24 protein-coding genes are annotated in these 26,975 nt (G+C 66.1%); 13 read left to right on the plus strand and 11 right to left on the minus strand.

The genetic code is table 11. The features are described 5' to 3' along the window. Positions 1-123: 123 nt before the first annotated feature. The gene (locus tag ACTAQI_RS13895; RefSeq protein WP_457946637.1) at positions 124-1,074 is read right to left on the minus strand and encodes a GlxA family transcriptional regulator; all 951 of its coding nucleotides are present in this window, start codon (positions 1,072-1,074) and stop codon (positions 124-126) included. A 136-nt stretch (positions 1,075-1,210) separates the two neighbouring features. Here ACTAQI_RS13895 and ACTAQI_RS13900 point away from each other — a divergent pair, with 136 nt between their 5' ends. The 3 genes from ACTAQI_RS13900 to ACTAQI_RS13910 all read left to right on the plus strand — a co-directional run bounded on the left by ACTAQI_RS13900 (position 1,211) and on the right by ACTAQI_RS13910 (position 2,644). Continuing rightward, entirely contained in the window at positions 1,211-1,849 is a 639-nt protein-coding gene (locus ACTAQI_RS13900; protein WP_457946638.1) for an isochorismatase family protein, read from the plus strand. A gap of 115 nt (positions 1,850-1,964) precedes the next feature. Further along, the gene (locus tag ACTAQI_RS13905; protein ID WP_457946639.1) at positions 1,965-2,321 is read left to right on the plus strand and encodes a DMT family transporter; all 357 of its coding nucleotides are present in this window, start codon (positions 1,965-1,967) and stop codon (positions 2,319-2,321) included. Further along, complete coding sequence (locus ACTAQI_RS13910) at positions 2,318-2,644, plus strand: DMT family transporter (RefSeq protein WP_457946640.1); 327 nt, start codon at positions 2,318-2,320, stop codon at positions 2,642-2,644. Before ACTAQI_RS13905 ends, ACTAQI_RS13910 begins: the two co-directional genes overlap by 4 nt. A gap of 27 nt (positions 2,645-2,671) precedes the next feature. Here ACTAQI_RS13910 and ACTAQI_RS13915 read toward each other — a convergent pair whose 3' ends face one another. Beyond that, positions 2,672-3,763 carry an SDR family oxidoreductase gene (locus ACTAQI_RS13915; RefSeq protein ID WP_457946641.1) on the minus strand — a complete coding sequence of 364 codons (1,092 nt, stop codon included), beginning with the start codon at positions 3,761-3,763 and terminating at the stop codon, positions 2,672-2,674. A gap of 342 nt (positions 3,764-4,105) precedes the next feature. Here ACTAQI_RS13915 and katG point away from each other — a divergent pair, with 342 nt between their 5' ends. Continuing rightward, positions 4,106-6,400: a catalase/peroxidase HPI gene (gene katG / locus ACTAQI_RS13920; protein WP_457946643.1), complete on the plus strand. Its 2,295-nt coding sequence runs from the start codon at positions 4,106-4,108 to the stop codon at positions 6,398-6,400. Positions 6,401-6,466: 66 nt separating this feature from the next. On the opposite strand, the gene ACTAQI_RS13925 is transcribed toward katG, so the two are convergent. Then, the gene (locus ACTAQI_RS13925; protein ID WP_457946644.1) at positions 6,467-7,705 is read right to left on the minus strand and encodes a GAF domain-containing sensor histidine kinase; all 1,239 of its coding nucleotides are present in this window, start codon (positions 7,703-7,705) and stop codon (positions 6,467-6,469) included. Positions 7,706-7,825: 120 nt separating this feature from the next. Between ACTAQI_RS13925 and ACTAQI_RS13930 the strand changes: the two genes are divergently transcribed. Further along, complete coding sequence (locus ACTAQI_RS13930; RefSeq protein ID WP_457946645.1) at positions 7,826-8,344, plus strand: GNAT family N-acetyltransferase; 519 nt, start codon at positions 7,826-7,828, stop codon at positions 8,342-8,344. Positions 8,345-8,380: 36 nt separating this feature from the next. Beyond that, a complete protein-coding gene (locus tag ACTAQI_RS13935; protein ID WP_457946646.1) occupies positions 8,381-8,680 on the plus strand; it encodes an antibiotic biosynthesis monooxygenase family protein in 300 nt (99 codons plus the stop codon). Positions 8,681-8,869: 189 nt separating this feature from the next. Here the strand turns inward: ACTAQI_RS13935 and ACTAQI_RS13940 are convergent, their stop codons facing one another. From ACTAQI_RS13940 to ACTAQI_RS13955, 4 genes are all read right to left on the minus strand, one after another. Continuing rightward, positions 8,870-9,055 (minus strand): hypothetical protein, encoded by a 186-nt coding sequence (locus tag ACTAQI_RS13940; RefSeq protein WP_457946647.1) that lies wholly within the window; start codon positions 9,053-9,055, stop codon positions 8,870-8,872. 103 nt (positions 9,056-9,158) lie between these two features. Further along, the gene (locus ACTAQI_RS13945) at positions 9,159-10,772 is read right to left on the minus strand and encodes an AMP-binding protein (RefSeq protein ID WP_457946648.1); all 1,614 of its coding nucleotides are present in this window, start codon (positions 10,770-10,772) and stop codon (positions 9,159-9,161) included. Between the two features lie 71 nt (positions 10,773-10,843). Then, a complete protein-coding gene (locus ACTAQI_RS13950; RefSeq protein WP_457946650.1) occupies positions 10,844-11,503 on the minus strand; it encodes a response regulator in 660 nt (219 codons plus the stop codon). After that, positions 11,496-12,815 carry a sensor histidine kinase gene (locus ACTAQI_RS13955; protein ID WP_457946651.1) on the minus strand — a complete coding sequence of 440 codons (1,320 nt, stop codon included), beginning with the start codon at positions 12,813-12,815 and terminating at the stop codon, positions 11,496-11,498. The genes ACTAQI_RS13950 and ACTAQI_RS13955 overlap by 8 nt, the downstream gene beginning before the upstream one ends. A gap of 166 nt (positions 12,816-12,981) precedes the next feature. On the opposite strand from ACTAQI_RS13955, the gene ACTAQI_RS13960 reads away from it, so the two are divergent. The 6 genes from ACTAQI_RS13960 to ACTAQI_RS13985 all read left to right on the plus strand — a co-directional run bounded on the left by ACTAQI_RS13960 (position 12,982) and on the right by ACTAQI_RS13985 (position 20,344). Then, complete coding sequence (locus tag ACTAQI_RS13960) at positions 12,982-14,085, plus strand: ABC transporter permease (protein WP_457946652.1); 1,104 nt, start codon at positions 12,982-12,984, stop codon at positions 14,083-14,085. A gap of 31 nt (positions 14,086-14,116) precedes the next feature. Continuing rightward, on the plus strand, positions 14,117-14,830 hold the full coding sequence (locus tag ACTAQI_RS13965) for an ABC transporter ATP-binding protein (protein WP_457946653.1): 714 nt from the start codon (positions 14,117-14,119) through the stop codon (positions 14,828-14,830). Between the two features lie 135 nt (positions 14,831-14,965). After that, a complete protein-coding gene (locus ACTAQI_RS13970) occupies positions 14,966-15,442 on the plus strand; it encodes a sensor histidine kinase (RefSeq protein ID WP_457946655.1) in 477 nt (158 codons plus the stop codon). A 175-nt stretch (positions 15,443-15,617) separates the two neighbouring features. Beyond that, a complete protein-coding gene (locus ACTAQI_RS13975; protein ID WP_457946656.1) occupies positions 15,618-18,257 on the plus strand; it encodes an exo-rhamnogalacturonan lyase family protein in 2,640 nt (879 codons plus the stop codon). 249 nt (positions 18,258-18,506) lie between these two features. Beyond that, the gene (locus ACTAQI_RS13980) at positions 18,507-19,238 is read left to right on the plus strand and encodes a polysaccharide deacetylase family protein (RefSeq protein WP_457946657.1); all 732 of its coding nucleotides are present in this window, start codon (positions 18,507-18,509) and stop codon (positions 19,236-19,238) included. A gap of 137 nt (positions 19,239-19,375) precedes the next feature. After that, entirely contained in the window at positions 19,376-20,344 is a 969-nt protein-coding gene (locus ACTAQI_RS13985; protein ID WP_457946658.1) for an SRPBCC family protein, read from the plus strand. 73 nt (positions 20,345-20,417) lie between these two features. Here ACTAQI_RS13985 and ACTAQI_RS13990 read toward each other — a convergent pair whose 3' ends face one another. The 3 genes from ACTAQI_RS13990 to ACTAQI_RS14000 form a co-directional block, all read right to left on the minus strand. After that, the gene (locus ACTAQI_RS13990) at positions 20,418-22,412 is read right to left on the minus strand and encodes a rhamnogalacturonan lyase (protein WP_457951061.1); all 1,995 of its coding nucleotides are present in this window, start codon (positions 22,410-22,412) and stop codon (positions 20,418-20,420) included. Positions 22,413-22,692: 280 nt separating this feature from the next. Beyond that, complete coding sequence (locus tag ACTAQI_RS13995) at positions 22,693-23,988, minus strand: MFS transporter (RefSeq protein WP_457946659.1); 1,296 nt, start codon at positions 23,986-23,988, stop codon at positions 22,693-22,695. Between the two features lie 16 nt (positions 23,989-24,004). Then, positions 24,005-25,435 (minus strand): M20 family metallopeptidase, encoded by a 1,431-nt coding sequence (locus ACTAQI_RS14000; protein WP_457946661.1) that lies wholly within the window; start codon positions 25,433-25,435, stop codon positions 24,005-24,007. A gap of 127 nt (positions 25,436-25,562) precedes the next feature. Between ACTAQI_RS14000 and ACTAQI_RS14005 the strand changes: the two genes are divergently transcribed. Beyond that, positions 25,563-26,459, plus strand: coding sequence for a LysR family transcriptional regulator (locus ACTAQI_RS14005; RefSeq protein WP_457951062.1), 897 nt, complete (start codon positions 25,563-25,565; stop codon positions 26,457-26,459). 4 nt (positions 26,460-26,463) lie between these two features. On the opposite strand, the gene ACTAQI_RS14010 is transcribed toward ACTAQI_RS14005, so the two are convergent. Then, on the minus strand, positions 26,464-26,946 hold the full coding sequence (locus ACTAQI_RS14010) for an Lrp/AsnC family transcriptional regulator (protein WP_457946662.1): 483 nt from the start codon (positions 26,944-26,946) through the stop codon (positions 26,464-26,466). Positions 26,947-26,975 lie beyond the last annotated feature (29 nt).

Consider the following 26,975-nt stretch of genomic DNA (forward strand, 5'->3'; position numbering starts at 1 on the left):
CCTGACGGAGTGTCCACAAACGTGGTGCGAAGGTCAGTGTACGTCCGGAGGCTGGGACTTAACCCGGCCTTCTACGGGAAACCCGGCCAGTTCTCCAAGGGCGTACATCGGGTGCCGTTGCGGCTAGCCGCGCCGCGCGTCGAACCGCCGCCTGTAGTCCGTCGGGGTCGTGGAAAAGGCCGCAGCGAAGTTCTGGCGCAGGGTGACCGCGTTGCCGAATCCGCAGTCGGCGGAGATCTGGTCGATGGACAGGTCGGTGGTTTCGAGCAGCCGCCGGGCTGCGTCCAGGCGGCGGGCGCGGATCCAGGCCGAAGGCGTGGTCCCGGTCGCGGCCCGGAAGGCGCGGACAAAAGTGCGGCGGCTGAGGTGCGCTTGGGCCGCCAGCCGGTCGATGGTCAGCGGCTCGCCCAGACGGGCCAAAGCCCATTCAAGCAGCCGAGAGATTGGGTCGTCACTCGAACGCTGCGGCACGGGGTGCTCTACGTACTGCGCCTGTCCGCCCTCCCGGTGCGGAGCGATGACCAGGCTGCGGGCCACCTGGTTGGCTGCCTCCGCCCCGAGGCGCGCCCGTACGATATGCAGGCAGGCATCCAGCGCGGAGGCGGTTCCCGCAGAGGTCAGCACGTCGCCGTGGTCAATGTAGAGGACCGACTGGTCCAGCGGGACGTCGGGGTGCCGCGCAGCAAGGGAATCGAACGCCTGCCAGTGCGTGACGGCCGGACGCCCGGCGAGCAAGCCGGCGTCGGCTACGGGGATCGCGCCCAGGCACAAACCCAGAATGGTCGCCCCGCGCCCGTGTGCCTCTTGGAGCACCTGCCGCAGCGAATCGCCCAGCATGCGCCCGTCGTCGAACCATGAAGGCACCACCACGATGTCCGCATCCTTTGCGGCCGCAGGCCCGTGCACCTCCCCCAGCCGATAACACTCAGCTGTGGTGATCCCGCCTTCCTGGTCAGAAAAGAGAACCGTCGTCCAGCCGGCAAGGCGCTGGCGCGCCACCTCATCAAAGACCATCTGCGGAGCAGCGAGATGGAACATCGTCACCCCGTCGAAGGCGTACACCGCGATCCTCATCCTGCCCCCTTCCGGTACTTTGGCCCGAATCCATCGTACGTTCACCTTTGTGCCACTGTTGACCCGGATGCGCAGCGGGAAGACTGGAACCGTAGCCAATCGGCACCCGAACCAACCGCCAGGGAGAACCCCGACCATGAGCAGCCCCCGCCGCGCCCTCATCCTCATCGATGTGCAGCAGCAGTACTTCAACGGCCCCCTCGAAATCCAGTACCCGCCGCACCAGGAGTCCCTGCCCACTATTGCGAAAGCGGTTGACGCCGCCACCGCCGCCGGCATTCCCATCGCCGTGATCCAGCACTCCGCCGGTGAAGGCGCGCCCGTGTTTGCTCCCGGCACACCTGCCTTCGAGCTGCACCCGGAGATCGAACGGCGTATGACCGGCGAATGGAAGTCGCTGGTCAAGCAGTACGGCTCGGTATACGCCGGTACGGACCTCGCCGAGTGGTTGCGGAAGCACGACGTCGACACGGTCACCTTGGTGGGCTACATGACCAACAACTGCGTGCTCGCCTCCGCCGTGGAGGCAGAGTTCCTCGGCTTCAGCACCGAAGTCCTTTCCGATGCCACGGGTGCCATCAACCTCGCCAATGACGCAGGTTCCGCCGACGCAAAGACTGTGCACACGACGCTGCTCGCGCTGCTGAACTCGAACTGGGCAGCAGTAGCCGACACGGACACGTGGGCCAACGCCCTGGCCGCGCAGCAGCCACTCACCGGCAGTGACCTCGGCAGCTCCGCCGTGGCCGGGCTGGAACTGGTCCCGCAAACCTAGCCAGCCACCCTCGCTTCCCGCTTGTCCTGTACGGGTGGGAAGCAAGGAACACCTGGAGCAATCCCGGCGTTGCATCCACGGGAACCAGCCCAAACGACTTTCAAGGACTGCTTAGATGAAGTGGATTTTCCTCGCCGGCGCCATCCTGAGTGAGGTGACAGCGTCCCTCGCCCTGAAGGCGGCCCTTGATAATCCTGCCCTCTTCATCGTGGTTGTCCTCGGTTATTCCGCCTCCTTCGCGTTCCTCGCAGGAGTCCTCCGCAAAGGCCTGGGCCTCGGTGTTGCCTACGGCATCTGGGCCGCGCTGGGCGTAACCCTCACCGTGCTGCTGGCGGCCCTCATCTTCGGCGAGGCACTCACGCCGGTGATGATGATTGGCGTTGCCATGGTGATTGGCGGGGTGCTGTGCGTTGAACTCGGCTCACACAAGGTGCCCGCCGAGGACCCAGTGAAGGAAATGGTCAGCCAATGATGTGGCTGCTGCTGGCCGCGGCGATCCTGACTGAAGTCACCGCCACCCTGCTCCTGCGGGTCGCTTCCACCGGGAAGCGGCGCTGGTACGTACCTGTCGGCGTCGGATACGTCCTGGCGTTTACGCTCCTCACTCTGACCCTGGCCCAAGGCATGAGCCTGGGGGTTGCCTACGGCATCTGGGCCGCGGCCGGCGTCGCACTGACCGCCCTGGCCAGCCGCGTCTTCTTCAAGGAGGCAATCACGCCCGTCATGATGCTGGGGCTCGGCCTCATCATCGGCGGCGTCCTGCTCATCGAGCTGGGCGCAGCGCACCAAGCGTGATTTGCCGCACCACGGCGGGCGCCACCATCAGGGAATCAGCTTGTCGGCGCGGTAACGGTCAAAGAGCGCGGTGAAGGAGTCCAGCGTCCGCCGGTATCCCGTGAAGCCGGCGTCCCTGCTCTTGCCCATGTCCGTGACCACCTCGATGCCGCGCCCCAGGTCACCGTCTGTGTGCCACCAGGACGCCACCCGGTCCAGCTCCGGTTCGCTGAGGTTGTGGTCCGCGGCAATCCGCCGCCACTGGTCTTCACGGCCCGCCATGGACTGCTCGAGGGGTCGGGGCTCCCCCTGGTACCCCTCCCACTCGACGCCGAAGTAGGCGGCAAGTTTCGGCCACATCCAGCGCCAGCGGAACACATCCCCGTTGACGATATTGAAGGCCTCGTTCGCAGCTCCGGGAGTGGTGGAAGCCCAGAGCATGTGCTCGGCAAGCAGGCCGGCGTCCGTCATGTCGGTCAGGCCGTTCCATTGGGTTTCGGATCCCGGGAAGACGAACGGCTCCCCGCTGTCCCGGCACAGGGTGGCCTGCGCGGCGAGCGTGAGGCCCATATTCATGGCGTTGCCCACCGCATGCCCAATCACGGTGTGGGCACGGTGCACTGACCAGGTGAACCCCTGCCGCGCTGCTGCCGCCCAGAGTTCGTCCTCCTGGGCGTAATAGAAGTTGGGCACCGGAAGGCGCGGCTCCTCCTCACGGAAGGGCGTGTCCGGCATTTCCCCGGCGGCGTACGCCTCGAACGGTCCGAGATAGTGCTTGAGGCCAGTCATCAGCGCGACGTGGGCCACGTCCTTTCCGCTGAGGGCTGCGAGGAGGTCACGCACCATGCCCGCGTTGACGGCGATGTTCTCTTCCTCGGTGGCCCGCCGCGACCAGGCGGTGAAGTAGACATGTGAAGGGTTCTCCGGACCAAGCACGGCGGCCAGGGAGGACGCCGAGGTCAGGTCTGCGGAGAGCCACCTGACCCCGGGGCGTTCGGCTCCGGGCCTGCGGGACAAGGCAAGGACTTCCCAGCCTTCGCCAGTCAAGGTGTCCACCAGGGCGGACCCTGCAATGCCGGTGGCCCCTACTACCAGGGCGGTCCGTCCGTTGCCCGCTGCTGTTCCTGATCCGTTGGTCATAGTGCTCCTTCTGGTAGGTGCTGGGTGTGTCCGCGCGTCAGCACGGCCTTCCGCTGTGGCGGAAGGCCCGCGCGCTGGCTCGCGCCGGGGCGTTGGGCCGACATGTTTGTGCCTACGACGGCCCTTTAGCGACAAGCCACCGCGTCAGGCAGATATTCCGCCCCTATATCGTGGCCGTTCCTGAAACGTCGGGCCAGGCACGTTCGGCGAGCGCGATGACCGGCGGGTTTCACCCGTCGCGTAGGCGGGTCTTCTGCAGTCACCCGTCCATGTTCAAATAGGAGGGTTGCACCGGCTGCCCGAGTCCAACCGCGGCCTCGGCCCAACGGAAGGAATAAGCACATGACCGATCCCCAAGACCATCCCCCGGTCCCCACTCCCGGGAGCGCGCAGGGCCAGGACCAGAAGGCTGAGGGCGGGTGCCCGGTGGCCCATGGCAGTGCCACTGCGCAGGGAAGTGAAAGCGAAAACCCGGCGATCGATTCGCCGCAACCCAAGGGGACCCGGCCGCGGACCAACCAGGACTGGTGGCCCAACCAGCTGGACCTCTCCGTGCTGCACACGCACGGCCAGGCAAGCAACCCGCTGGGCCCTTCCTTCAGCTACCGCGAGGAATTCAAGAAGCTCGACGTCGAAGCCCTCAAGCAGGACATCAGCCAGGTCCTGACCACCTCCCAGGACTGGTGGCCGGCGGACTTCGGCCACTACGGCGGGCTGATGATCCGCCTCAGCTGGCACGCCGCCGGAACCTACCGAGTCCACGACGGCCGCGGCGGAGCGGGCGATGGCAGCCAGCGGTTCGCACCCCTGAACAGCTGGCCGGACAACGCCAACCTGGACAAGGCACGGCGCCTGCTGTGGCCCGTCAAGCAGAAGTACGGCCAAAAGCTCTCCTGGGCGGACCTGCTGGTCCTCGCGGGCAACGTTGCCCTCGAATCCATGGGTTTCAAGACGTTCGGCTTCGCCTTCGGCCGCGAGGACGTGTGGGAGCCCGAACAGATCTTCTGGGGTCCTGAAGACGCCTGGCTCGGCGACGAGCGCTACACCGGCGAGGGCACCATGGCGGACAGCGTGGGTTCCACCGAGATGGGCCTGATCTACGTCAACCCCGAAGGGCCCATGGGCAACCCGGACCCGGTGGCGGCGGCCGCGTTCATCCGCGAAACGTTCAAGCGCATGGCCATGAATGACGAAGAGACCTTCGCGCTGATCGCCGGCGGCCACACGTTCGGCAAGACCCACGGCGCCGGCCCTGCCGATGCGCACGTTGGCCCCGAGCCGGAGGGCGCGGACCTCGAGGCGCAGGGCCTGGGCTGGCTCAGCACCTACGGCAGCGGCAAGGGCGGCGACACCATCACGTCCGGCCTGGAAGTCACGTGGACTGACAAGCCCACGCAGTGGAGCAACCGCTTTCTGGAAATCCTGTTCGAGTACGAATGGGAACTGGTCAAGAGCCCGGGCGGCGCCCACCAGTGGGTTGCCAAGGATGGTCCCGAAATCATCCCGGACGCCCATGACCCGAACAAGCTGCACCGCCCCACGATGCTGACCACGGACCTGTCGCTGCGCTTCGACCCGACCTACGAGAAGATCGGCCGGCGCTTCCTGGAGAACCCGGACCAGTTCGCTCTTGCGTTCGCCAAGGCCTGGTACAAGCTGTTGCACCGCGACATGGGACCGGTGGGCCCGCACATGCTGGGCCCCTGGGTCCCGGAGGCGCAGCTGTGGCAGGATCCCGTTCCCGTCGTCGACCACGAACTGATCGGCGAGCAGGACATTACCCAGCTCAAGGCCAAGCTCCTTGACTCCGGCCTGACCATCCCGCAACTGGCGGGCACGGCCTGGGCGTCAGCTGCCACGTACCGCAAGACCGACCGGCGCGGCGGCGCCAACGGCGCCCGCATCCGGCTGGAGCCGCAGCGCAGCTGGGAGGCCTCCGAACCGGAGCAGCTGTCCACGGTACTTCCGGTGCTTGAGCGCGTGCAGGAAGAGTTCAACTCGGCACAGTCCGGCGGCAAGAAGGTTTCGCTCGCGGACCTGATCGTCCTCGGCGGCGCCGCAGCCGTGGAAAAGGCAGCAGCCGACGCCGGGTTCCCCGTCACAGTGCCGTTCCGTCCGGGCCGTACGGACGCCTCACAGGACCAGACCGACGTCGAATCCTTCCAGTACCTGGAGCCGCGGGCAGACGGTTTCCGCAACTACCTGCGACCGGGCGCCAAGATCCAGCCGGAGACCCTCCTGCTGGACAAGGCGTACATGCTGGACCTCTCCGCCCCGGAGATGACGGCGCTCGTGGGTGGCATGCGTGCACTGGGCACCAACGTGGCCGGCTCCAGCCACGGGGTGCTGACGGACAAGCCGCAGGCGCTGACCAACGACTTCTTCGTCAACCTGCTCTCGCCCGGCACCAAGTGGAAGGCGTCCGAGTCGGAGGAAAACGTCTACGAGATCACCGACGCTGCCACGGGTGAGCTGAAGTGGACGGCCACCCCGGTGGACCTGGTCTTCGGCTCCAACTCGCAGCTGCGGGCACTCTCCGAGGTCTACGCCAGCGAGGACGCCAGGGAGAAGTTCGTCAACGACTTCGTGGCCGCCTGGACCAAGGTCATGGAGCTGGACCGCTTCGACCTGAACTAGGTGATGTGACCACGCGTCCGGGCCGGCTGCATCCCGCAGCCGGCCCGGACCCTTTTAGGGCGTCTCCTAATGTTGGGCGGGAAAGCTGATCACCGCGCTGGTACCGCCGCCCGGTGTCTCTGTCAGGCTCAGCTCTCCCCCATGCGCTTCAGCAATCCGCCGGCACGTGGCCAACCCCAGGCCCGAACCCTGTCCGTCGCCCTCCCTGTGGAGCCGGACCAGGGGTTCCAGCACGCGCTGCCGGTCCGCCGGGGCAATGCCCTTGCCGTTGTCCGCCACCAACACGGTGGTCCCGTGATAATTGGAGGTGCCGCTGATCCGAACCTTGAGGTCCCGGTCCGGGCTCCGGTAGTTAACGGCGTTGGCCACCAGGTTCTGCAGCAGGATGCGCAGCTGGCCGGGGTCCACCTGCAGCTTCGAATCATCGCTGGCCAGCACCGAGCCAGGTCCGAAGGATAGTCCCAGGTCGTTGGCCACTTCGGCCGCCACAGTGTGGAGGGATACAAGCTGCCGCTGGATGGCGCCGCCCACCCTTGAGTAGTTCAGGACGTCCTCAAGCATGGCGAGCATTCGCTGACCGCTTGCGCCGACGAGCTGAAGGTACTCCACAGCCGGGTGGCCGCCGTCCACTTCATCCTCCGCCATCTCGACATACCCAAGCATGGTGGTCAGGGGTCCGCGCAGGTCGTGGCTGACGCGGCCGGCGAACTCTGCCAGTTTTGCGTTGCTTTCCCGCACTTCATCGAGGGCGCTGTTCAGCTGCAGCGTGCGCCGCTGGAGTTCGAGCAGTTCCACTGCCTGGCGGGCCAGGGTTTCCAGCATGCCCAGCTGGTCTCCGGTGGGGGACGCAGACGAATCGGAGAATACGCACAAGGATCCGATCACGAATCCTGATGAGGTTTCCAAAGGGACAGAGGCGTAAAAGCGTACGGCGGCTATTTCGCCCGTAACGAATGGATTCGAGGCGAACCGCGGGTCCTGGGAGGCATCATGAACAACAGTCGTTTCCCCCGTGAGGAAGACTTTCGCGCACATGGAGTCCTGCCGGGAACAGACGGCGGCTTCAAACCCGACGGCGGCCACCTGACGTTGCTCGTCGGACGTGACAACGTTGATCACGCCGTAGGGTACCCCGCAGAGTTTGGCGGCCAGCTCAACGAGGTTCTGAAGGGATTCCATTGACTGCTCGGCAGCGGTGACACGCACAGCGTCGCCGGTTGGGGATGCCAAACCGTATTCCTGCAGTAGTTCGTCCCGCCCGATCGGATCCCCGAGGGCTGCAGTTGCCGCGAGAGTGCGCACCATAAATTGTCCCCTTCCAGACCGCAACTTGGGTCCGGGGCGATAGTACAGGCCCGCAGGTATTTCCCGGGAATACGCTTCCCGTGCGACTGGCAGCCACCCCGGGCGACATAGGATCCTGTAATGGCCCAGCTCACCGCCCCAAACGTCAGCTTCCACTCATCCTGGCTCGAAGCAGCAGCAGAGTTTGCCGGTACCCGGCAGGACGGTGCGGGCGCAGACGGCTGGTCGGTGGAGGATCTCCAGGATGCCCAGGTGTTCGGCCGCTTCGTCGACGTCCTCATCAAGGACGCCCTGCCGGAGACGGCGCGGAAGCCCGGCTACGTGCCCTGCACCTACCTGTGGATTGTCGACGGCGGCACGTTCCTTGGGTCGCTGGCCATCAGGCACGAGCTTAACGACTACCTGCTCAACGAAGGCGGGCACATCGGCTACAGCGTCAGGCCCTCCGCCAGGCGCCGGGGTCACGCTGCGAAGGCTCTCGCTGACGCGCTTCCCCTGGCGCAGGCCCTGGGGATCGAGCGGGTTCTCCTAACCTGCGATGAGGACAACGCCGGCTCACGGGCAACCATCGAGAAGAACAGCGGCCGGTACGAGGACACGCGCAACGGCAAGCGCCGCTACTGGATCACCACCGATTAGCCAGGCGTTCGCGTGGCCATCTGCCAGACTTGCCGGGTGATCACAGAACATGCGCTGCTTCCGGTCATCCCGGGCCAGGAAGAGCAATTCGAGGCCGCGTTCGGCCAGGCCAAACCGATTATCTCGTCCATGCCAGGCTTCATTTCCCTGTCCCTGTCGCGCTCCATCGAATCTCCCAGCACCTACCTGCTGCTCGTGGAGTGGGAGTCGATGGAGGACCACACTGTCGGTTTCCGGGGATCCCCGGAGTACCAGCAGTGGCGCTCGCTGCTGCACCGCTCCTACGAGCCGTTTCCAGTGGTTGAGCACTACAACCTCGTGGCCACTGCGCGGTAGGGAAATCACGACAAGAGTTGGGGGGAAGCCCCCGCGCGAGTCTCGCTCCAGCGCGGGGGCTTCCAATGCTTCCCGCCGGGGAACTGACGTGGAAGCAAATAAGAAATTACCGGCCAGTAGCTTGGTCAGATGCCCGAAAACAGCGTTTTCGGGCAATCTTGATCCAACCTTGAGGGGCTTCCCGGACGTTCAGTCAGCGGGATCCGCCGCGGCGTCCGGATCTTCTTCGGGTTCAAAGGTGTTGGGCGCGGCACCATCAGAAATCCCGACGCCGTCCTTCCCGCCGGGGATCCCGCCGTCGGCACTGCCTTTACTGGGCGCCAAGCCCTCCTGCGGCTCATCCTCAGGGAGTGAATCAGGTGAATTGATGGACATCGCTCCTCCTTCGTTGGCTGGGCCTCCACGCTAACAGCCCCAAACGCAAAAGGCGCCGGAACAGGCTGAAGATTTCTGCCCGCCGTCGTCCGTACCCGTCCTGCTAACTGCCGGCTTCCGCGGCCCGCTGCTGCCGCAGGATGTAGCGCTGCAGCTTTCCTGATGGCGTCTTTGGCAAGTTCTCCACGAAGTGGATGCGGCGCGGATAGGCGTGTGCGGCGAACTGCGTCTTGACCATGGTCTGGAGTTCGGCCACCAGGGCATCACTGCCGGTGGTCCCGTCCGCCAGGACAACATAGGCCTCCAGCACTTCTCCGCGCAGTTCGTCGGGAGCGCCCACCACGGCAGTTTCCAGGACTGCCGGATGGGTGGCCAGGACGCTCTCCACATCGAAAGGGCCAATCCGGTATCCGGCCATGATGATCACGTCATCATCACGGGAGGAGAAGAAGTAGTAGCCGTCCGCGTCCATCATGCCCGCGTCCCCGGTCAAGTACCACTTACCATCCGGGCTGAATCGTTCGGCCGTCTTATCCGGCGCATCCCTGTACCCCGTGAACCACATCATGGGACTTTCAGCCACGTTGACGGCGACCCGGCCCAGTTCACCGGGCGCGGCCGGTTCATCCGCGTTGTCCTTGAGGACCGCGCAACTCCACCCCGGCAGCGGGCGGCCCATGGAACCTGGCCTGAGCTCCGTCCTCACGTCGTCGTGCCAGGCGTTGATGATCATCATTCCGTGTTCGGTCTGTCCGTAGTGGTCCCGCACCGGGACGCCCAGCACCTCCCGGGCCCAGCTGATCACCTCGGGGGTCAGCGGTTCGCCGGCCGATGAGGCGCGCCGAAGCCGGAAGGGGCCCGTTCCGGCGTCCGTTTTCGCGCGCATGGTGCGGTACACCGTGGGAGCAGCCGCGAAGTTGGTGACGGAAAAGGCCTCCAATACTTTGAAACTGAGTTCCGGGGAGAACCCGGGGCGCAGCAGGAGGTTCCGCCGTCCCGCCGCCATGGGACCCAGAATCCCGTAGTACAGGCCGTAGGCCCAGCCGGGGTCTGCGGCATTCCAGAAGACATCCTCTTCACTGACGTCCAGGCCCAGTTCGACGTACTGGCGGAAAGCCGCCAACGCCCGGAGAGGCACCGGCACACCCTTGGGGGCGCCCGTGGTTCCGGACGTGAAGATCAGCACCAGGGCACCGTCGCCTCCCACAGCTTCGGCCGCGATCCCCGGTTCCTGCCTGGCCAGGAGCGGCGTAAGCGCCAGGTTCGGCGCGGATGCTTCTGCACCGGCAACCACGACGGCGGCCGCGGTTTCCTGGATCTTGGCCCGCTGGTCGGCGTCGGTGATCACAGCCTTTGCGCCGGAGGCTGTGAGGCGAAGTTCGATGGCCGGCCACGCGAAGGCCGTGAACAGTGGCACGTGGACAGCCCCGCGCCGCCAAATGGCCAGGAGCATGACCACCAGGTCTGCCGACTTTCCCATCAGGGTGGCCACCGCATCTCCGGGACCGATCCCCAGCTCTGCCAGGGCAGCTGCTCCCCGTTCCGAGCGCTCCCGGAGCTCGCCGTAGGTGATGTCCTCCGCGGAGAGGTCGGCTGCGACCACCGTGAAGGCAACGGCGCTGGGATCGTGGCTGTCGCACAGGAGGTCGGCCGCGCAGGCGTCGGCCGCACCGTAGGTGGCAAGAAGGGCATCAACGGCTGGAACCGGATGGGACATTCATTCTCCTTTGAACAACGTGACCTTGAAATAACGGCACCTGAAACGCAGTGGAATAAACCTACTGCACCTCAGCCCTTGGCACCCGGCGGCCGGATGATGCGCCGCTGCGTTGCCGCGGCGATGGCGGCGGTGCGGTTGTCCACGCCAAGCTTGCCGTAGATGTGCACCAGGTGGGTCTTCACGGTGGCCTCGGAGATGAAGACCTGCTTGGCGATGGCCCGGTTGGACAGGCCCGTGGCCAGCAGTTCCAGCAACTGCACCTCGCGCGGCGTCAGGGAGGTCCCTGGGTTGCTGATCCGGTCCATGAGCAGCGCTGCGGCCCTGGGCGCCAGGACCGTGCCGCCCGCTGCGGCCTGCAAAACAGCCTGCCGCAGCTGTTCCGGCGGAGCGTCCTTGAGCATGTAGCCGCTGGCCCCGGCCTCCACTGCGGCCAGGATATCCGCGTCGGTGTCATAGGTGGTCAGGATGAGCACCGGCGGCGGCGCAGCGAGCTTCCGGATCTCGGCAGTGGCCGTGACCCCGTCCATCCCCTCCCCCATTTGCAGGTCCATGAGGACTACGTCCGGAGCCTCTTCCAACGCAGTCAGCCGGGCCAGTTCCCTCAGCGCAGCCGCCCCGTCAGCGGCCTCGGCGGCAATGGAAATACCCTCGAATCCGGTGAGCATGGCGCGCAGGCCCGCTCGGACCACGGGGTGGTCGTCCACCAGCAGGACGCGCACTTCACCCACGATGGCCCCCATCCACCGGCAGCCGGATGGCCACCACAGTGCCCTCGCCCGGCGTGGATTCCAAGGCCAGCGAGCCGTTCAACGCGGCCACGCGATCCCGCAGCGAGCGCAGCCCGAACCCGCTGCCGTCTGCTGTGTCCGCGGCACCTGCCGCAGCTGAGGGATCAAAGCCCGTGCCGTCGTCGTAAATGTCCATGGTCACCTCGGTGCCCAGGAAGGCAAGGGTGACGACGGCGGTCGCGGCCCGGGCATGTTCACGGACGTTTGCCAGGCTCGCCTGCGCCGCCCGCAGGAGGGTGACGCGGACCGGCTGGGGCAAATCCTGCGGTTCGCCGTCCACCTCAAGCCGGCACCGCAACGCCACCCCTGAGGCGGCAGCACCAGTCTGGGTGCTGTCGCACAGCCGCCGCAGCGCCTCCACCAGGGTGGTCCCCTCCAGCTGCGGCGAGGACAGGCCGCGGACAAAACTGCGGGCCTCCGCAAGGTTGTCCGCGGCGGTCTCCTGCACCAGCGCCAGCCGCGCCGAAGCTGTGGCTGCATCACCGTCCGCGAGCGACTGCTCCGCTGCCCGGCCCAGCAGCACGATGCTGGACAGGCCCTGCGCCAGGGTGTCATGGATTTCCCGGGCCAGCCGCTCCCGCTCCGCCAGCACACCGGCCTCATGCTGGGACCGGGCCAGCTCCTCCCGCGTCCGGCGCAGCTCGTCCGCCGCACGCCGCTGGTTTTCGGCCTCCCTGTAGAGGGCCGCGTAGGCCAGCCCGGTGATCACCGAGAACACTGCACCCAGCACGGGTCCCACCACAGCCGCCGCGTGCGGCACGGGCGTGCCGCTGGCAGCCCACTGGGACGCGACCACCGCCACGGTCATCAGCCCAATCGCCGGCAGCGCCGCCCGCCGGGGCAGCAGGTGCAGGTGCAGGAAGAAAATGGGAAAGGCCAGCCACGCGAAATCGGCGCTTCCGGCGAGCAGGAAGGCCCACAGGGCAGTGACCAGGCCAAGCCACAGCAGGCCGTAGCGGCGGGGGTTGAAGCCGATCCGGGCTTCGGCATGGCGCTTCTCGAGGACCGTGCCGGCCAGGTACACAGCGGCGAGGACGACGGCGGTGCACGCCCACAGCCAGCTCAGCGAACCGCCAGCCATCAGCATCCGGACCAGGGCCACAGCCAGCAGCACGGCGAACCCCGTGTGCAGGGTGACCCGCAGGACCCGCAGGATGGCCGCCGACGACGCATTTTCCAGGGCGTTCAGCGGTCCCTTTGCCGGGGCGCCGCCAGCTCTCTCAGGTGTTTGCGGCAGGGGCGTGGCGGGCATTTCATCAGCTTATGCCGGGACGGCCTGCCGCGGATCAACCGAAAGGTTGACTCCGGACTCAACCCTTCCATTCCCACGGATCAACCGTCCCGGCGATGCCACGGCCGGCCGCCGCGGGGAGAGTGGAACTACAGAAGAATCCACCCCTGCTGAGAGAAGAAACAACGTGTTCCTGGCAATCCGCGACATCCGCTTCGCCCAAGGCCGGTTCGCCATGATGGGCGGCGTCGTAGCCCTGATCACCCTCCTGCTGGTCATGCTGTCAGGCCTGACCGCGGGCCTCGCCGAACAGTCGACGTCCGCCATTGGCAGGCTTGGCGCATCAGCCGCCAGACCGGTAGACGCCATCGCCTTCGGTGCCCCCGGCTCCAGCACCCCCAAGGCGTCCTACACGGAAAGCTCCGTGACGGCCGGCCAGGTGGACAGCTGGAAGAACCAGCCCGGCGTCCAGTCCGCCGAGCCACTGGGCATCACCCAGACCCGGGCGCAGACGGCCACCGGTTCGGGCACGGCCAACGTTGCCGTCTTCGGTGTCTCGCCCGGCAGCCCGCTGGCGCCCGTCGAGGTCTCCGCCCGCACTGCCGTGGTGGGGACCTCAGTGGCGGAGGCGCTGTCCGTCGGCCAGGGGGACACGGTGTCCCTGGGCGGCGTGGAGCTTTCCGTCGCCGCGGTGGTGCCGGACCAGTGGTACGCGCACACCAGCGTGGTGTGGACGGCGCTGCCCGCGTGGGCCAAGGCAGCGCACGTGTCCGACGGCGGGCAGCTGGCTACGGTCGTTGCCGTTACCTACGCGGACGGGGCACGGGTCGACGAAGCGGCAGCAAACGCCACTGCCAACACGGTCAGCGAGTCCCGTACTGGTTCCTTCCAGGCGCTGGGCTCCTTCAAGAGCGAGAACGGATCGCTGACCCTGATGCAGGCGTTCCTGTACGGAATCTCAGCACTGGTGATCGTGGCTTTCCTGACCGTCTGGACCATCCAGCGCACCAGGGACATCGCGGTCCTGAAAGCCATGGGCGCGCCCAGCTCCTACATCCTCCGGGATGCCATAACCCAGGCCGCAATCGTGCTGCTGGCGGGAGCCGGAGTTGGCGGGGCCGTGGGCGTTGCCGCCGGTGCACTCGCGGCCCAGGCCGCCCCGTTCCAGCTGACCGCAGGCACCACGGTGGTTCCCGTCGTCGGAATCATTGCCCTGGGCCTGGCCGGAGCCGCGCTGGCCGTCCGCCGCGTCACCAAGGTCGATGCGCTCCTGGCGCTCGGCGGCAACTAACCCTCCTCCCATCCCCTGAAAGGAACCCTTCATGTCCACCTCTGCCCCCCTGAACCTGGTCAACGTCACCCTCGAATACCCCGACGGCGGCGGAACCACCACCGCTTTGGACCGCGTCAGCCTCACCGCCCAGGCGGGGCAGCTGGTCTCGCTCGTGGGCCCGTCCGGCTCCGGGAAATCCAGCCTCCTGGCCACCGCCGCCACCCTGGTCCGCCCCACCAGCGGGCAGGTGCTCATCGACGGCACCGATACCGCAGGCCTCAAGGACAGGGAACTCACCGCACTGCGCCGGGACAAGGTGGGCATCATCTTCCAGCAGCCCAACCTGCTCCCCTCGCTCACCGCCGTCGAACAGCTCATCATCAGCGACCACCTGCGCGGAAAGTCCGCCAAAGCCGCCAGGTCGAGGGCAGCCGAACTGCTGGACGTCGTCGGCCTTTCAGTGAGTGCCCGGAAGCTGCCGCACCAGCTCTCCGGTGGCCAGCGCCAGCGGGTGAACATTGCCCGGGCACTCATGGGCAGTCCCAAGGTGCTGCTGGTGGATGAGCCAACCGCCGCGCTGGACCACGAGCGCAGTGCCGCGATCATCGGCCTCCTGCGGCAGGTGACCACGGAGTTCGGGGTGGCCACGGTGATGGTCACGCATGACACCGAGTTCGTGCCGATGACGGATGCGGTAGCCACCATGCGGGACGGCCAGCTCACGGTACCGGTCCTGGCCTTCACCCCAACTGGTGCACCGTGAAACAAAGGCAGAATGCACCCCGTCACGCTCCGCGCGCAGAATTGATGCGATCTTGAGGCAAACCTTGCCCTCCCTAGACATTGCGGGTCCACGCTGGAGCTATCAGCCCAACCAGCTTGTGGGGAGCAGGAAGTCATGGGAAGCAGAACAGCGTTGGACACCGACGTCACAACCGTGGGAGGCGTGCTGACAGACCGGCAGCCGCTGGATTTCCACACGTTGGGGTTGGCAGGCTGCATCGACCGGCTGACGGCACCCCTGCGGCAGCGCGGGACCGCGGTCCACTGGGATACTCCGCACTGGGGCGTCGAGATCCCGGCGGACTGCGCGTCCCTCCTGTACCAGTCCGCGCGGGAGGCACTCAGCAACGCTTTCAAATACTCGGCCGCCTCCACGCTGAACATCCAACTGGCAGCCGTCGACCACGGCATCCGCCTGGTAGTGGCCGACGACGGCACGGGCTTTGACAGCAACCTCGCCACGTGCGGGCGGCACCACGGCTACGGCCTGCGGCTCATGGCGGTCGCCGTGCAGGAGGCGGGCGGGGCGGTGGACATCAGCGCCACCCCCGGTTTGGGCACCAGCGTGACCGTGACTCTGCCACTCGACTGACCCGCAGGCCCGGACATGCAGGCGCCAAGCAGGCCTGCCCATAGACTCGGATGCCCGCCGTTGCTGGGACGGTGGGCATCCGTATGTGGACCGCCCTTGCAGGGAAAGATCCACACGGCTATTTTGAAACGTATCAGAAAGCGTTTTCACTGCGCGGGACAATGGAGTTGGATACATGGCGGACACTCTCATCAGGTGGATCGATGGACAGGCCCCTAGGGAAATCAGCGGCGGAACCACCTGGGGCATGCCGTTCGCCCGCGGCACAGTGCCCGGGGTGGAGGCACTGGCAGTCGCGGATGCCACCGGCACCCACGTGCCCAGCCAGGCCTGGCCCCTGGCCACCTGGCCGGACGGATCCCTGAAGTGGGCGGGCGTCGCGCTCCCGGCCACAGGCTCGCCGCTGGACACCTACCATGTGACGTCCGACGCCGGCACAGCCATCGGAGCCGGCCAGCCGGCGTCGGGCAATGCCTCGGTCACGGTCACCGAAAGTGCCGACGCCCTCACCGTGGACACCGGCGTCCTGCACATGGTGATCGACCGCAGCGGCTCCACCCTGTTCCGCAGCCTTTCGCGCAACGGCAAAGCTGTTGCCCGCGACGCCCGGCTGGTCAGCCTGCTGCAGGACGGCATTCCGGAAGGCGCTGGAACGGTGGGGCGCCAGGCCTTCACCGGCGAGGTCACCGCCGTCGTCCTGGAACAAAGCGGCCCCGTGCGCGCGGTGGTTCGGCTGGAAGGCAACCACCGCCCGGACGCACCTGAGAGCGGCAAACGGAACTGGCTGCCTTTCGTGGTGCGCTTCTACTTCCACGCCAAGGCCCGCAGCGTGCGCATGGTGCATTCCTTCATTTGGGACGGCGACGCGGACCGCGACTTCCTGGCCGGACTCGGCGTCCGCTTCACCGTGCCGCTGGAGGCCGAACTGCACAACCGGCACATCCGCATTGCGGGGGCCGACGGCGGCTTCCTCACCGAGGCCGTCCGCGGCCTGACCGGACTCCGCCGGGACCCGGGCGGGGAAGTCCGGGAAGCACAGATCGCCGGACGCGCCACTCCCCCGCCGGAATCCTGGAACCCGGAGGTCTCCGAACGCCTGCACCTGATCCCCGCCTGGGGCGACTACACGCTGACCCAGCTCAGCGCCGACGGCTTCGAACTCCGCAAACGGACCGCCGCTGGCTACGGCTGGGTGGGAATCTCCGGCGGGACCCGCTCGGCCGGCTTCTGCTCGCTGAGCGATACCCGCGGCGGCCTTGGGGTTGGGGTGAAGGACTTCTGGCAATCCCATCCGGGGCAGCTGGATATCCGCGGCGCCGCCGCCGGCGAAGCAAACCTCACAGCATGGCTGTTCTCGCCCGAGGCGCAGCCCATGGACCTGCGGTTTTATCACGACGGCCTGGGCCAGGACACGTTCGAGGAACAGCTCGAGGGCCTTGAGATCACCTATGAGGATTACGAGCCGGGGTTTGGCAACCCCACAGGGATTGCCCGCACACATGAGTTGACTCTGTTCGCCTACGACGCCACGCCGTCAACGGAAAGCCTGGCAGCCGACGCCGCCTCCGCGTCCTCCCCCGCACTGCTGCAGGCCACTCCCGAGTATCTGCACTCGGCGGGCGTCTTCGGCGATTGGGCCCCGGTGGACCGCACCACCCCGGCGCGGGCACGCCTCGAGGACCGGCTGGACTTCCTGTTCGATTTTTATGCCGGCCAGGTCGAACAGCGGCGCTGGTACGGCTTCTGGAACTACGGCGACGTGATGCACACCTACGACTTCGACCGGCACGTGTGGCGGTACGACGTAGGCGGCTACGCGTGGGACAACTCCGAGCTCTCCCCCGATTTGTGGCTCTGGTACTCCTACCTGCGGTCCGGCCGGGCTGACATTTTCCGTTTTGCCGAGGCCATGACGCGGCATACGGGCGAGGTGGACGTCTACCACCTGGGCCCGTGGAAAGGCCTGGGCTCGCGGCACAATGTCCAGCACTGGGGCTGCAGCGCCAAGCAGCTGCGGATCAGCACTCCCGCATACCGCCGGTTCTACTACTACCTGACGGCGGACGAGCGCACCGGGGACCTCCTCACCGAACTGGTGGACAGTGACCAGAACTTCCTGGGCCTGGACCCGGTCCGCAAGGTCCGCCCGGATGCCGCCACCTACCGGCCCAACCGGGGTGCGTTAGGCGTGGGGCTGGGGACCGACTGGGGCTCGCTCGCGGCCACCTGGCTCACGGACTGGGAGCGCACGGGCAACCCCCGGTCCCGGGACCGGCTGCTGGGCACCATGGCGGACATCGGCGCGCTCAAATACGGCTTCCTCACCGGCGAAGCGTTGTACCACCTGGACAGGGGCCGGTTCGATACCGGCCGGGAGCAGATCTCGGTTTCGCACCTCAGCGCGGTGTTCGGGCTGGTGGAAATCTGCAGCGAACTGGTGGACCTGGGCGCTGATCCGGGGTTTGAGCGGGCCTGGCTGCAGTACTGCCGGCTCTTCCTGGCCACCAAGGAAGAGCAGGTGGAAGCCGTCGGCCAGCCGCTTGAGGGCATCTACCTCACCCAAGCGCACAGCCGCCTCACGGCGTACGCGGCGGCAAGGTTGCATGATCGTGACCTCGCAGCCCGGGCCTGGGAGAGTTTTGCCGAGGGCGGCGAGCACCTGAACCATGAATCAGCGTTCTCGCTGCGGAAGATCGAGCCTCCGTTCGTGCTGCTACCGGTGGATGAGGCGCCCACCGTCTCCACCAATGACACCGCGCAGTTTGGGCTCGCGGTCATCCAGAACCTGGCGCTCGTGGGCCAGTACCTGGACTGACGCAGCGCTCCCAAGCCAGAACCAACGACGGCGGCACCCGGCTTTCGATTCCATGGAGAGCCAGGCGCCGCCGTCGTCCGTTTATCCCCGCCTTGCGGGGCAGAAGGTAACGCCGGGATAACGGCGTTTTTGGGGGTCGAAGAAGTTACCCAGTCGCCGCCTGGCACCTGTTTACACCCGCTTTAAGCCCCCCGTAGGGTGCTACACCTAAACAAGGTTGAAAGCAACCTTGGGAAGGGAAAGAACACCATGAAAAGCAAGATTGCGGTCATGGCCCTGGCTGCCCTGAGCTTGATTCTGGCCCTGATCGCCGGAGGGCCGGCCGCGTCGGCCCAAGCTGCCGACAAACCACTAATCGGATTGACCTTCGATGACGGGCCTTCGGCCGAACGCACCGCTTTTGTCCTCGATGTCCTCAAGGCGAAGGGCGTCAAGGCCACGTTCTTCCTCCAGGGCTCCCACGCCCAGCAGTACCCCGATCTCGTCCGGCGGATCAAAGCCGAGGGACACGTGATCGGCAACCACTCGTGGGACCACGCCAACTTCCCCGACCTGACCCAGGCGAACCAAAAGCAGGAGGTTGACCGCACCAATGCCGCGATCAGCTCGATCACCGGCACCAAACCCACGCTGATGCGCTTCCCGTTCGGCAACAGCACCCCATACGCGCTCAAATACATCAGGAGCATCGGCATGAGCGGCGGCATCCAGTGGCACTGGGAGGTCGGCGAACCCGGCGACTTCGAGTGCCCCGGCGCAGCTGGAGTCCAGAAGTACGTGCTGGATGAGGTTGCCCCGGGTGCAATCATCCTGCTCCACGACGGCAACGACGTCCTGTCCTGCCCCGCATCTCAATGGGACTACCTGTCCAAGACCATCGACGCCATCCGGGCCAAGGGCTATGACTTCGGCGTGGTGGCTCCTTCCAACAAACCAAGCGCGCTCAACGAGGGCTCTTATGGCGTCGTGGTGGCGCCTTAGGTAGGCCGAGGCACCGGTGGTTTTCACCTTTCTCACAACCCGCTCTGGAATCCGAAGCAGCCAAAAGGTATGTTGGTAAGCATGCTGATGATTTTTCCCTGGTCGTCAGTCCCCGGTAACAAAGCGAAGGAGACGTTATGAGCACGAAGGTGGAAAAACGCATTCTGGTGAACGTACCGGTGAGCACCGCATACAACCAGTGGACCCAGTTCGAGGAGTTCCCGCACTTCATGGGCGGCGTCAAGAGCGTCACACAGCTCAGTGACGACAGGCTGGAATGGGTGGCCGAAATCGGCGGCGTCCGCAGGCAATGGGAAGCCAGGATCCTGGAGCAGGTCCCGGACCGCCGGGTTGCTTGGGCCGCCACCGAAGGCGCCACGAACGCCGGCGCCGTCGATTTCGAAGACGTTGGAGGCGGCCAGACCTCCATCCGCCTAAGCCTCGAATACGAGCCCGAAGGCCTCATCGAGAAGGTGGGCGACAAGCTGAACGTCGTTGACCGGCAGGCCGAATCGGACCTGCAGAAGTTCAAGGAATTCATCGAGGATGAGGGTTACGCCAGCGGCGCCTGGCGCGGCTCCGTCAACGCCGGCTCCGCCGTGGGAACGCCAGGTGTTGAGCATGCGGGTGCCTCCCGCGGCGATTCCGGCAAGGCCGGCGTTTCCGGCAAGGTTGCCGCCGGCGTTGGCATTGCGGCGGCTGCGGGCGCAGCAGCGGCGATGGCCGCCAGTGGCAACAAGGAAGAAACTGATCGGCGTGACGTGACGGTTACGGAGACCACCCCGGTGGTCCCGGCAGAGCCGATTGTTCCCGCCGAGCCCCTCACCACAGGCGCCACCACTGGTGCTGCGGACGCGGGCACGGGGATCTCTGGCACCACGGCAGCAGGCACGACGTCGGCAGCCGGCACCTCCGGCTCCCTCGCCGACCTCGATGACGGCAGGATCGGCCACACATTCGACCAGACCAACGGACTGGTAGACACCACCGGCGAGTCCGACGACACGCTGGAGGGCGAGAACCTGAGCGCCGGCGAACGCCGCCAGGACGACCGCCGTACTGACGGCGGACTGCCGCCCGTGGGCGGCAACCTCGGCGGCCACTGACCCGCACCGAACCAAAAGCAAGCGCCGCCCGCCTTCCCCCAAGGCGGGCGGCGCCTTCGCGTCCGCGGTCGGTTTACTTCGTCTTGCCTGCATAGAAGACGGCCGGCATGGCCGGGGCCTGCATGCCCTCGCCGATGAAGAAGCTCGGGTGCGGGGGCTGGTTGTAGCCCACCGTCTCGCGGGCCACGCCGGTCCGGTACATCGGATCATGCATCAGGGTGCGCAGCCGGACCTCGGTGGGTGAGGTGCTGGTGTAGATCCGCAGCTCGGTACTGTCGGTGGACGGGAACACCAGCTCCTCGCGCCAGTCGCCCAGCAGGTCCGCCTGCAGGGACGGGTTGCCCTTGGTGTAGTTGTTGGTCCGGGCACCGGTGGCGGTCTGCAGCCGGTCGCTGGTTTCGGTTTCCCAGTTCCACTTGGAGATGGTGGGCACACCCATGCCGGCGTCGGCGTTGAAGTCATGGTCAACGATCTCGCGCAGCAGGTCGCCGTCCCACCAGGCCATGAAGTTGGCTGCGGGGATTTTGTCCGAGATGCGTTCGCCCTTGGCCGACATCAGATAGCCCACCGAGGAGTTCCAGGCAGCGTCGCCGCCCACGGCCCAGCTCTCGGAGCCGGGGAAGCGGGGATCGATGTCCCCGGTGGCACCGCGTCCGGTGTCCTTGACGGCGGGAATGCTCCACAGCACTTCGCCGGTAGCGGCGTCGCGGAACGTTGCGCCGCGGTTGCCGCTGGCCGACATGCTCTCGTGCACGGCGAAGGTCTCCAGGCCGGGGCGGGAAGGATCCAGGTCGCCGGTGTGGATGGCGTCGCCATGGCCCAGCTTGGTGTTGTACAGGGGCGTGCCGTCGTCGTCGATGGTCATGGAGCCAAAGACAAACTCGTCCTTGCCGTCCTGGTCCACGTCCGCGACGGACAGGTTGTGGTTGCCCTGGCCCTTGTACTCGGCGCCGGCAATGTCGGAATCGAACTTCCAGCGCTTGGCCAGCTTGCCGTCCACCAGGTCGTAGGTGACCAGCACGGTTCGGGTGTAGTAGCCGCGGCTGAACATCATGGAGGGGTGTTCACCGTCCAGATAGGCAACCCCGGCGAGGAAACGGTCCACGCGGTTGCCGTAGCTGTCGCCCCACGCGGAAACGGCACCCCGCGGCGGGTCGTACGGGACAGTGTCCATGATGGTGCCGCTGGCGCCGTTGAACACGGTGAGGAATTCCGGCCCGGACAGGACGTAGCCGGCGCTGGTGCGGTAATCGGCGGCAGCATCACCAATAACGGTTCCCGCCGCATCGGTGGTGCCGTCTGCGGTCTTGAATGCCACCTCGGCCTTGCCGTCGCCGTCGAAGTCGTAGGCCAGCATCTGGGTGTAGTGCGCACCAGCCCGGATGTTGCGGCCCAGGTCGATCCGCCAGAGTTTGGTGCCGTCCATCTTGTACGCGTCAACGTAGACGTTGCCGGTATAGCCGGACTTGGAGTTGTCCTGCGCGTTGGACGGATTCCACAGCTGAATAATCTCGTAGGCGCCGTCCCCGTCCAGATCGGCAACGCTGGAGTCGTTGGCGCTGTACGTATACGGCTTTCCGTCCTTGCTGACGCCGTCGGCCGGCTTTTCCAGCTTGATGGGAAGGTAGTTCTGCGCCAGCGGGCTGAACTGCGCACTGAGCTTGTCTTGCCCGTTGCCGTTGCCCACGGTCTTGATCACGTACTTGGAGTCCGCCGTGCCCGCCGGGTCCACGTACGTTGTGGTGTTCCGGATGGGCTCGGGGGTGATGAGGACGCCGTCACGGAGGACCTGGAAGCCAACACTGTCCTTGTCCAGGCCAAGCATGCGCCAGCCCAGGCTGACGCCTTGGTCCGTCAGTACGGCAACCGGGGCACGGTCCAGGTTCTCCACTTGGCGCGTGAGGCCTGAAGCCGCCGGGGCTGCAGGACCGGCAGGGTTGCCCCGGCCGGGATCAGCAGCTGCCAGCGGGACGCCGGTGAAGGCCAGCGCCGCCGCGGTGAGCGTGGCAGCCGCAGCGGCGGGCGCGGCCTTCCATGCCCTGCCCGCTGGGGATTTCGGGGAACACATTGAGGGGTTTGGCAAAAGAACATCTCCTTTGATGCGGCGGCAGCTGAGTCTGCCGCACGACAGTTTTGGAACGTTTCATTCAAAGCGGCAGCACCCTCCCCGCGAGTGATTTTGAGGAGGTGCAAGCAACGAGGAAGCGCTTTCTGCCCTTTAGATCTATCAGTGCTTTACAAGAATGGTCAAGGGTTTGACCGTTAGTAATTGGGAGTATTTGTTCATCCGCGTTCGTCTGTGCACCCCGACGCCCGCTCACCCGTGACAGTGAGCGGGCGGCGTGAAGCTACCGGATTCCGCGGTATTTCACTCCTGCTGCCAGGGCGGCAAGGCTGATGACGGCAATGACCGCCAAGTAGTATCCGGGCGCCACCGCCTGTCCTGTTTGCTGCACCAGGTAGGCAGCGATCATGGGTGTGAACCCGCCAAAGGCCACCACTGCGGTGTTGTAGCTGAAGGACAGGCCGGTGGCACGGGTGCGGGGGCTGAAGGCGTCGGACATGACGGACGGGAGCGCCCCGAAGTAGGCCGCCTTGAGCAGGCCGAGGACAGCCATGACCACGGCCAGTACCAGGAAGGACCGGGCGCTGATCACCCACAGGAACAGGGGGACGACGGCGAGCAGCAGCACCACCACGGTGGGCACCATGATTGCCATGCGGCCGAACTTGTCCGAGAGGTGCCCCACAACGGGCGTTCCAAAGGTCAGGATGACGCCGGTGATGATCAGTGAGGTGAAGGAGATGCCTGGTTCGAGCCCGAGTTGCTTGATGGCGAACGTGGGCATGTATTGCAGGATGAAATTCAGTGCGGTGGAGACAGCCAGCGCGCCTCCCGCGATCAGCATTCCCACCTTTTGCGTGGCGAACACCTCCCTGATGGGCGAGTGCTTGTCGTCCTCAGCCTTTTCCGGAAGCGGGACCTCCTTCATTTCCTTGCGGATCAGAAAGCCGGCCGGACCCACCAGCAGCCCGAACAGGAACGGGATGCGCCAGCCCCATTCGGTCATTTGGGAGTCGGTGAGGACCGTGGTGAGGACTGCCACGAAGATCGCAGCCAGCAGACTGCCAAGCCCTTGGCTGGCGAACTGGAAGCTGCCCAGGAACCCTTTTCGCTTGCCGTTCTGCGCGATGAGGTAGGCGGTGGCAGCGCCGAATTCGCCGCCGGCGGAAAAGCCCTGGATGAGGCGGGCCAGGACGATTCCGATCGGGGCAAGGATGCCGATGGTTCCGTAGCCCGGCATAAAGGCCAGAAGGGCTGTCCCCAGAACCATGAGCCGGATGGTGACCGTAAGGCCCTTTTTCATGCCGTGCCGGTCAGCGAAGGAACCCAACACCAGTCCCCCGAGCGGACGGATCAGGTAGGAGACACCAAACACGGCGAAGGCCTGGATGAGTTCGACGCCGGGATCCTGGCTTGGGAAGAAGTTCCGGCCAATGTAGATGGCCAGGAGCGCGTAGATGGCGACGTCGAACCACTCAAGTGCGTTGCCGATGGTTGCGGCGACAATTCCCCGGGTGGCGGACTGAGTGGCCTCCGCCTGGACAGGAGCGGGCTGGTTCTTTTGCTGCGGGATAGTCATGGGGACTCCAAAGGATTCAGGAAGCAGGGCTGGCCGGTACGGCACTTTGGGAATGGGCGACGCCCGCGGGGGTTGCAGAGGTGGAAAGGTCGAAGAAGAGGCCGGCGGCAATCTGCAGCCCTTCACGGGCCACCGACTTGAGGAGGTGCTCATCGGGGGCATGCTGCTGGCAGCCGGGATGGGAATGCGGAACCCACAGCGTCGGCAGGCCAAGCACTTCGGCGAAGACAAAGCTCGGCAGCGAGCCGCCGATGTTGGGCAACAGCACGGGGGCCCGCCCGGTGGTGTTCCCCAGCGAAGCCAGCGCCCAGGAAACCCAGGGGCTGCCGGGGTCGAGCCGGCTGGCGGGGAAGGAATGGCCCACCCGGATGTCCACCATGCCGAACCCGGCGGCATCGAGGTGTCGCCGGACGGCGGATTCCAGGTTTGCTGTGTCTGTTCCCGGGACGAACCGGAGCTGCAGGCTGGCGCTGGCTGAGCCCGGTATGGCATTGACGGGCTTGGCCGGGTTGCCGGCTCCGAGCGCCAGGACTTCCAGGGTGTTCCAGGCGTACAAGCGCTCAGCGGGACTCAGGGAAACGTCTCCCCAAGTGGGGTCGGACTCGGGGTCACCGGGGTTGGAAACAACATCGACGAGTTCCAGGGCGGCGGCAACCGAGTCCGGAATTCCAGCTGGCAGCAGTTCCGGAAGCCTGATGATGCCGTGTCCGTCCACAAGGGAAGCCACGGCAGCTGCCACGGTGGTGGCGGGGTTGCGCAGCAGGCCGCCCCAGTTTCCCGAGTGGTAGGAACTGCTGCGCAGGTCTGCCGTGAGATGGAACGTCACGCCGCCGCGGGCTCCCAGGAACACCGTGGGACTGCCGGCTGCCAGGCGCGGCCCATCCGATCCGATGAAGACGTCGGCCTGCAGGGCATCGCTATGCTCACGCGCAAAATCCGCGAGATCGGGGGAACCAATTTCCTCTGCTCCTTCCAGGAGGAACACCAGGTTGAAGCCCAGCGTCCCCCGCTGCTCCAGGAGCAGCCGCAGTGCCACGATGTTGATCCAGTGCTGGCCTTTGTTGTCGGCCGAACCCCTGCCATACCAGCGGTCCCCCTCGTCTCTCAGCAGCCAGGGGCTCCGGCCGTTGGTCCAGGCCCCAGCCTGGCCGTCCACCACATCTGCATGGCCATAACAAAGAACCGTTGGCAGATCGGGGCCTTCGTTCCGCGTCGCCAGCAGGAATGAGTTGTTGCCGCCGCGCCAGGAGTCGAAACGTGCAACGGAGCAGCCCAAGGAGGTAAATGCCGGCTCAATCACCTCATCGAGGTATGACTTCAGCGCAACCCGGCCCTCCGCCGTCGAACTTTCCGACGGGTAAGAGACGATTGTCTCCAGATCCGCCTGGAAGCGGCCGGAGTCCACATACTCCCCTGCCATTGCCGTCAGTTGCTCGCGCTGCTGCATTGATAGCCACCCTCTGCTGTTGGAACGTGAGTTCCAAATTAGGGCCGGGGAGGGCAAACGACCAGTATCATTTTGTCGACGAGCTTTGACTTTTATGCAAACCAGCAGGAATGGGTCTCTATTGAACATGCTCACCCCGGCGCTGCTCTACTTCCATGCGGTAGCGCAGGAGGGCACGCTTACCGAGGCGGCCGGGAAGCTCCACGTCTCCGCCTCCGCCATCAGCAGGCAAATCAACAGGCTGGAGTCCTCTCTGGGCACCCCGCTGTTCAACCGCCACGCGCGGGGAGTGGAGCTGACCGAGGCGGGCCGGCTCCTGCTCGCCTATGTGCGCCGGGCCGAGGCGGAAGGGGCAGCCGTGCGCGAAGAGCTCCTGGTATCGATGCAGCGAAAAACCCGGACGCTGCGGGTGGCGTGCGCCGAAGGATTTGCCCGCATCTGGGTTCCTTCGGCCATTGCAAACTTCAGCCGCCAGCATGACGACGTGGAGTTCCATCTTGACGTCGTCTCCTCCTCTGAGGGCACGCGGCGGGTTGCCGAGGGCGAGGCGGACGTGGCCGCGGTCTTTTCCCTGGGGCCGCAGTCCAAGGTAACGGTGGAGCATTCAATGCCCACGCCGGTCGCCTTTGCCTTGGTTGCACCTGGCCACCCCTTGGCGGCCCAGCCCCGCGCCACGCTCCAGGACCTGTGCCGCTACAAGCTGGCCATCACCGCCCCGGGATCCAGCCAGCGGGAACTCCTGGACCTTGCCATGCAGATCGAAGGCCTCACCCCGTCCATCACCCTTCAAAGCGACCACATCAACCCGGTGATCCAATTTGCCCGATCGGGAACGGGGGTTTCACTGGTCAGCGGCTTGTCCCTGGACCGCCGGGACCGGGAGGACCTGGTGGCCGTGCCCGTTGATCACCCGGTGCTTCGCCAGCGGCAGGGCCAGATCCAGACCATGACGGGCCGGACCCAGCCAGCAATTCTGACCGCATTCGTGGACGCACTCATCGACGCCCTGGAGTTGTTCGACTAGCCCGTCACCGCCCCTTTGCTGCTGCCTGCAGCAGCGGCACCGTGCGGGTGGGCATCACTTCCACCAGGGACATGGCCGTGCTGGTGCGGACGACGCCGTCAATCGCCAGCATGGCGTTGGTGATGCGGTGAAGGTCGGCCGGGTCCCTCGCGGCCACCTTGGCGAGTAAGTCGGCATCGCCGGTGGTGGCGTGCATTTCGATGATCTCGGGGATGGTCTGCAGCGCTGCCACGGCAATATCGCTGGAGGACTGGCTGATGGAAATCGAGATGAACGCAATCAGCGGCAGGCCAAGCGCCTCGGTCCGCACCCGCTGGCTGAAGGGTGCCAGGCTGCCGTCGTTCGCCAGGCGGCGGAGCCGGGCGTGCACGGTATTGCGGGCCACGCCCAGCGTCCGGGAGAGGGACAAGACGGTAGCCTGCGGATCCCGGTCGAGTGTGAGGAGGATCTCTGCGTCAAGGGCATCAATGAGGTGCATAGTGAGCATTTTGCCACTTCATGGCGGCGCAGGGCCTT

This window comes from Pseudarthrobacter sp. alpha12b (assembly GCF_054130495.1).

What these genes read in the sequence shown, in the direction of transcription:
- ACTAQI_RS13930 (WP_457946645.1), top strand. Translation starts at nt 7,826, where the DNA reads ATGGCCCAGCTCACCGCCCCAAACGTCAGCTTCCACTCATCCTGGCTC.
- ACTAQI_RS13995 (WP_457946659.1), bottom strand. Translation starts at nt 23,988, where the DNA reads ATGACTATCCCGCAGCAAAAGAACCAGCCCGCTCCTGTCCAGGCGGAG.
- ACTAQI_RS13895 (WP_457946637.1), bottom strand. Translation starts at nt 1,074, where the DNA reads ATGAGGATCGCGGTGTACGCCTTCGACGGGGTGACGATGTTCCATCTC.
- ACTAQI_RS13985 (WP_457946658.1), top strand. Translation starts at nt 19,376, where the DNA reads ATGAGCACGAAGGTGGAAAAACGCATTCTGGTGAACGTACCGGTGAGC.
- ACTAQI_RS13905 (WP_457946639.1), top strand. Translation starts at nt 1,965, where the DNA reads ATGAAGTGGATTTTCCTCGCCGGCGCCATCCTGAGTGAGGTGACAGCG.
- ACTAQI_RS13945 (WP_457946648.1), bottom strand. Translation starts at nt 10,772, where the DNA reads ATGTCCCATCCGGTTCCAGCCGTTGATGCCCTTCTTGCCACCTACGGT.
- ACTAQI_RS14000 (WP_457946661.1), bottom strand. Translation starts at nt 25,435, where the DNA reads ATGCAGCAGCGCGAGCAACTGACGGCAATGGCAGGGGAGTATGTGGAC.
- katG (WP_457946643.1), top strand. Translation starts at nt 4,106, where the DNA reads ATGACCGATCCCCAAGACCATCCCCCGGTCCCCACTCCCGGGAGCGCG.
- ACTAQI_RS13975 (WP_457946656.1), top strand. Translation starts at nt 15,618, where the DNA reads ATGGCGGACACTCTCATCAGGTGGATCGATGGACAGGCCCCTAGGGAA.
- ACTAQI_RS13955 (WP_457946651.1), bottom strand. Translation starts at nt 12,815, where the DNA reads ATGCCCGCCACGCCCCTGCCGCAAACACCTGAGAGAGCTGGCGGCGCC.
- ACTAQI_RS13900 (WP_457946638.1), top strand. Translation starts at nt 1,211, where the DNA reads ATGAGCAGCCCCCGCCGCGCCCTCATCCTCATCGATGTGCAGCAGCAG.
- ACTAQI_RS13970 (WP_457946655.1), top strand. Translation starts at nt 14,966, where the DNA reads ATGGGAAGCAGAACAGCGTTGGACACCGACGTCACAACCGTGGGAGGC.
- ACTAQI_RS13915 (WP_457946641.1), bottom strand. Translation starts at nt 3,763, where the DNA reads ATGACCAACGGATCAGGAACAGCAGCGGGCAACGGACGGACCGCCCTG.
- ACTAQI_RS14005 (WP_457951062.1), top strand. Translation starts at nt 25,563, where the DNA reads ATGCTCACCCCGGCGCTGCTCTACTTCCATGCGGTAGCGCAGGAGGGC.
- ACTAQI_RS13910 (WP_457946640.1), top strand. Translation starts at nt 2,318, where the DNA reads ATGATGTGGCTGCTGCTGGCCGCGGCGATCCTGACTGAAGTCACCGCC.
- ACTAQI_RS13990 (WP_457951061.1), bottom strand. Translation starts at nt 22,412, where the DNA reads ATGTGTTCCCCGAAATCCCCAGCGGGCAGGGCATGGAAGGCCGCGCCC.
- ACTAQI_RS13965 (WP_457946653.1), top strand. Translation starts at nt 14,117, where the DNA reads ATGTCCACCTCTGCCCCCCTGAACCTGGTCAACGTCACCCTCGAATAC.
- ACTAQI_RS14010 (WP_457946662.1), bottom strand. Translation starts at nt 26,946, where the DNA reads ATGCTCACTATGCACCTCATTGATGCCCTTGACGCAGAGATCCTCCTC.
- ACTAQI_RS13980 (WP_457946657.1), top strand. Translation starts at nt 18,507, where the DNA reads ATGAAAAGCAAGATTGCGGTCATGGCCCTGGCTGCCCTGAGCTTGATT.
- ACTAQI_RS13925 (WP_457946644.1), bottom strand. Translation starts at nt 7,705, where the DNA reads ATGGTGCGCACTCTCGCGGCAACTGCAGCCCTCGGGGATCCGATCGGG.
- ACTAQI_RS13940 (WP_457946647.1), bottom strand. Translation starts at nt 9,055, where the DNA reads ATGTCCATCAATTCACCTGATTCACTCCCTGAGGATGAGCCGCAGGAG.